The following is a 4,289-nucleotide window of genomic DNA, read 5'->3' on the forward strand; positions in this document are numbered from 1 at the left end:
GCGCCTGGGCGCGCGCCACGGCGGGGGCGGCGAGCAGCGCGGCTGCGAGGGCGCGCCGCGTCATGCGCGTTGTCCCCTCACGCATGGGCGGTCGCCTCCTCCTCGATCCCGAGCGCCGAGGAGAAGCGGTTGAAGAAGCCGGTGAGCGCGATGCGGAGCGTGAGCTCGACGATCTGCGCTTCCGAGAAATGCTCGCGCAGGGCGCGGAACAGCCGTTCGGGGACGCGGTGGCTGTCCTCCCACGCCGCGACGGAGAAGGCGATGACGGCGCGGTCGCAGGCCGTCAGCGCGGGGTGGTCGGCGGCGTCGGGCAGCCCGGCGACCACCTCGGGCGGGATGCCTTCCACCGCCAGGAAGGGTTGGTGGTGCGCGATGCAGTAGTCGCAGGCGTTGAGCTTCGAGACGACGACGATGGCGAGTTCCAGCGCGCGGCGGGGCAGGGTGCCGGCGGCGCGGAGTTCCATCAGCATCGGCATCAGGTGGCGCAGCGCCGCCGGGACATGCGCGAAGACCTCCAGCTGCGCCTCGAACGGGCCATAGGTGCCGGCGTAGCGGCGCCAGATCTCGGCAAGGTCGGGGGGAAGGTCATCGACGCGCTTCGGGGTCACGCGGGGCATGGCGGGGCTCCTGCTTCGGCCGGAATGCTGCGGCGCGGTGCGCGCGCCTGTCCAGCGCTGGACGCGGGGGCGGCGGCGGGCGAGACTCCGGGCCACATCGCAGCGGGGACACGCATCATGCAGAACACCGAGGAAATCTGGCGCCTGGTCGATGCCAAGGCGCGGGATGCCATCGAACTCGCCGACCGCGTCTGGGGCATGCCGGAACTCTGCTACGCCGAGGTCCGGTCCTGCGCCGAGCACACGGCGATGCTGGAGGCGCACGGTTTCCGCGTGACGCGCGACGTCGCCGGCATCCCGACTGCGGTGATGGGAGAGGCCGGGCCGGAAGGGGAGGGGCCGGTCATCGCCATCCTCGGCGAGTACGACGCGCTGCCGGGCCTGTCGAACGAGGCGGGCGTCGCCGAGCACAGGCCGCTGCCCGGCGACGGGTCCGGCCATGGCTGCGGGCACAATCTGCTCGGTGCGGCGTCGCTGCTCGCGGCCTCGGCCGTGAAGGACTGGCTCGCGGCGAACGGCGTCAAGGCGCGGGTACGCTACTATGGCTGCCCGGCCGAAGAAGGGGGCGCGGCCAAGGGCTTCATGGTGCGCGAAGGCGCCTTCGCCGACGTGGACATGGCGATCTGCTGGCATCCGGCCGCCTTCACGGGCGTGAACGAGGCGGTGTCGCTCGCCAATACGCGCATCGACTTTTCCTTCACCGGGCGGTCGTCGCATGCGGCCGCGGCGCCGGAACTCGGCCGCTCCGCGCTCGACGCGGTCGAGCTGATGAATGTCGGCGTGAACTACATGCGCGAGCACATGCCGTCGGACGCGCGCATCCACTACGCCTATCTCGATGCGGGCGGCATCGCGCCCAACGTGGTGCAGGGCACGGCGAAGGTGCGCTACCTGATCCGCGCGCGGGACCTGGTGGGGCTGAACCAGCTCGTCGCCCGCGTGCGCAAGATCGCCGACGGCGCGGCGCTGATGACCGAGACGACGGTGACGACCAAGGTGGTGAGCGCGGTGTCGAACCTGCTGGCGAACACGCCGCTTGAGCAGGCGATGTACGACAACATGCTGCGCCTCGGCCCGCCGCAGTTCGACGAGGCGGACCGGGCCTATGCCAAGCAGATCCAGGGGACGCTGTCGGAGGACGACATCGCCGCCGCGTTCCGCCGCCACGGGTTGAAGGTCGAGCGCGACAAGGCGCTGTGCGACATCATCGTGCCGCTGGACGCGAAGGGGAATGGGGGCGTGGGTTCGACCGATGTCGGCGACGTCTCCTGGGCCGTGCCGACGGTGCAGGCGCGGGGAGCGACCTATGCCATCGGTACGCCGGGCCATTCCTGGCAGCTGACGGCGCAGGGCAAGTCGGGCATCGCGCACAAGGGCCTGGTGCATGTCGCGAAGATCATGGCGGGAACCGCGGTGGATGCGATCCGCGACCCTGAACTGCTCGCCGCGGCGAAGGCGGACCACAAGGCGAGGACGGATTCGCACCCCTATGTGTGCCCGCTGCCGCCGGATGTGCAGCCGCCGATCCGGATGTCGGCGGATTGATGAAGGCGGGGGAGAAGAGAACTTCTCCCCCCGGACCCCCCTCAACCTTCTTTGGAACCAGAGGACGAAGAAGGGAGGGCTTGGGGTCCCGGCTCGGGGGAGGTTCTTCTCCCCCGACCTTCAGGTCTTTCCGGCGTAGGACTTCGCCATCCCCTCGCCCGGATCCGCCTGCGGCCCGTAGGGCATGATCGGATAGCGCAGCCCCGCCTTGGACAGCCCGAGCAGCCCCTCGACCGCGATGGCGAGGTCGGCCGGCGGCAGCGCCATCAGCATCTCGTCATCCGCGACGCCGCCATAGCGTCGTTCCGCGTAGCAGGGGATGGAGAGGGACGGCGCGCGGTCGCGCAGCGCGCGGCCCCAGGAATCCGCGCAGGCGCTCTCGCCCGTGATCGAGAATTCGAAGCGCTTGTAGGTCTTCCACTGCAGTCCGTTGACGAAGAGGATCATCTGTGCCGGGTTGGCGTAGAACAGGCAGATGTCCGGCGGGTCGAGACGGGCGCTGCGCAGCGGGGAGACGACGAGGCCGGCATAGCGCGCCGGGACCCGCGGCATTTCCGCCTGGTGCTTCGCCGCGGCTTCGCGGTTCTCGAACCACACGCCCTCGAACTTGCGGCCCGAAAGGTAGAGCTCGGAGGGCTCGTTCAGCCCGATGACGCCGCCGCAATTGGAGAAGCCGGGGACGTTGTCGTGCGTGATGCCCATGGTGAAGCCGGCGATGCGCGCCTGCGTCACCAGCTGGCAGGTCGAGAACTTCCGCCCCTCCGGCGGACGGCGCAGGCCGGGGACCTTTGCCATCTCCTCCGCGTCCTCGAACAGCTTCATGCCGATCGGGAGCGTGCGCAGGCGGAGCAGTTCGCTCAGCTGGCGCGCGAGCTCGGCAACGGCCTTGGCGTCGAGCGGCGGCGCCTCGGCGGGCGGTGCGTCTGTCATGGTCGGTTCCTCCTGCCGGCGATGATGCGCCGGCGGGAGCAGGGCGGCCAGACGCTCAGCCGGCCTTCAGCGACTCCTGGGCGGCCGCCATGGCGGCGAAGGGGCAACCCGCGGCGCGGCGCTGGCGGCGCACCTCGGAGGCGTAGCGACCGGGCTTGTGTTCCTCCGCCTGGTTCGGATGCACCACGTCCTGGCGGTACAGGTCCCATTCGCGCTCGCCCCAGCGCGTGAAGGCGTCCTTCACGACGGCGGAGTTCAGGATCGGCTCGGCATAGGCGAATTGCGGAACGGGCTGCACCTGTAGGATCGGCCGCAGCTGGGTGATCTCGACGATGGTGTTGGTCTGGGTCAGGCGGATATTGGTGAAAAGCGGCCCGAACCATTTGTCGAATTCGACGATGCCCTCGAACTGTTCGTAGGGGCCTGTCTTCGGCAGGTTCACCGGCGCGCGCGTCATCAGCGACCAGCCGGGGGCGGTCTCGACGAAAAGGCCGGTCCACATCTGCACCACGCCGGCTTCCGGCAGGCCGGTGAGAAAGGGGGGCGAGTAGCCCTGCACATCCTCCGGCGCTTCCTCGTCGAAGCGCGCGCGGAAATGGGGAAACTGCACGGCGCCAAGACCGAGCGGCATCCACTCATGTTCAAGCTCGGCGCAGGTCCAGGAGACTTCCGTGCCGTCCCAGCGCAGCCCGATCTCGAGTGGCGCGGTGATGTGCCAGCCATAGCCGGCGGCGGTCGTGACGGCGTCGCAGAAGCGATAGGCGCGGGTCGGAAGGCCGCCGAGCCCGGAGCGGTCTGCCCGCTGCGGGCTCGGTATGCCCGGGATCAGGCGATGGAAGGTGACGATCGGTTGCCGGTCTTCGGCCATGCGTCCTGAACCTCGGGGCTGCTGGCGGGGGAGGATAGTGCCTCCGCCCGCCAGGCGCGATCAGCCGCGGCGGACGCCGGCGCCGGTGCGCACCGCACCCTTGTCGGCGACGGAGGCCGGGACGCGGACGCCGGCGCCGGTGCGCACGGCACCCTTGTCGGCGATGGAGGCCGGGACGCGGACGCCGGCGCCGGTGCGCACGGCACCCTTGTCGGCGACGGAGGCCGGGACGCGGACGCCGGCGCCGGTGCGCACGGCACCCTTGTCGGCGATGGAGGCCGGGACGCGGACGCCGGCGCCGGTGCGCACGGCACCCTTGTCGGCGACGG

Annotated in this window: 5 protein-coding genes; 1 reads left to right on the forward strand and 4 read right to left on the reverse strand. The window is 70.7% G+C overall.

Annotation, left to right across the window (positions count from 1 at the left end):
• Nucleotides 1–77: 77 nt before the first annotated feature.
• The gene (locus HW577_RS21545) at nt 78–617 is read right to left on the reverse strand and encodes a carboxymuconolactone decarboxylase family protein (protein WP_198378174.1); all 540 of its coding nucleotides are present in this window, start codon (nt 615–617) and stop codon (nt 78–80) included.
• 117 nt (nt 618–734) lie between these two features.
• On the opposite strand from HW577_RS21545, the gene HW577_RS21550 reads away from it, so the two are divergent.
• The gene (locus HW577_RS21550; protein ID WP_198378175.1) at nt 735–2,162 is read left to right on the forward strand and encodes a M20 family metallopeptidase; all 1,428 of its coding nucleotides are present in this window, start codon (nt 735–737) and stop codon (nt 2,160–2,162) included.
• A 120-nt stretch (nt 2,163–2,282) separates the two neighbouring features.
• Here the strand turns inward: HW577_RS21550 and HW577_RS21555 are convergent, their stop codons facing one another.
• From HW577_RS21555 to HW577_RS21565, 3 genes are all read right to left on the reverse strand, one after another.
• A complete protein-coding gene (locus HW577_RS21555; protein WP_198378176.1) occupies nt 2,283–3,092 on the reverse strand; it encodes a DUF169 domain-containing protein in 810 nt (269 codons plus the stop codon).
• Between the two features lie 55 nt (nt 3,093–3,147).
• Nucleotides 3,148–3,960, reverse strand: a complete 813-nt coding sequence (locus HW577_RS21560) for a DUF6065 family protein (protein WP_198378177.1) — start codon at nt 3,958–3,960, stop codon at nt 3,148–3,150.
• A gap of 60 nt (nt 3,961–4,020) precedes the next feature.
• Nucleotides 4,021–4,289: hypothetical protein (locus tag HW577_RS21565; RefSeq protein WP_232475132.1), on the reverse strand; the 269-nt coding region annotated here is incomplete at its 5' end.

Origin of the sequence: Neoroseomonas rubea, assembly GCF_016106015.1 — a bacterium.
Lineage (GTDB): Bacteria > Pseudomonadota > Alphaproteobacteria > Acetobacterales > Acetobacteraceae > Neoroseomonas > Neoroseomonas rubea.